General features: G+C 68.8%; 1 pseudogene. It reads left to right on the forward strand.

Annotation, left to right across the window (positions count from 1 at the left end):
- Nucleotides 1-349 (forward strand): annotated as a pseudogene (locus tag BG57_RS33260) (hypothetical protein); the annotation flags it as partial.

Raw genomic sequence — 349 nt, forward strand, 5'->3', positions numbered from 1 at the left:
TGTTCGCGTATGTCGCGGGTTCGCCGCTGGTACTGCTGGGCACGCTGCACGTGCGGCCGCTCGTCTATGCCGCGATGTTCGCCACGACAGGCGCGGGCATCGTCGCGGGCGCGGCGCTCAACGGCGCGTTCGCGCGACGTGGCGTATCGAGCGGACGATTGCTGTTCGTGGCGATTGCCTTGGCGGCGATTGCGGGCATAGGCCTGATCGCGCTGGCTTCGCTTGACTGCGTCACACTGGGCACCGCGATGCCGCTTTTTCTCGTCAGTAGCTTCTGCTTTGGGCTGTCCGCACCCAGCGCGGCGCGTCGTGCGCTCGATCCGCTCCCCGAACTGGCGGGCGCGGCGGG

Origin of the sequence: Caballeronia grimmiae, from assembly GCF_000698555.1 — a bacterium.
Lineage (GTDB): Bacteria > Pseudomonadota > Gammaproteobacteria > Burkholderiales > Burkholderiaceae > Caballeronia > Caballeronia grimmiae.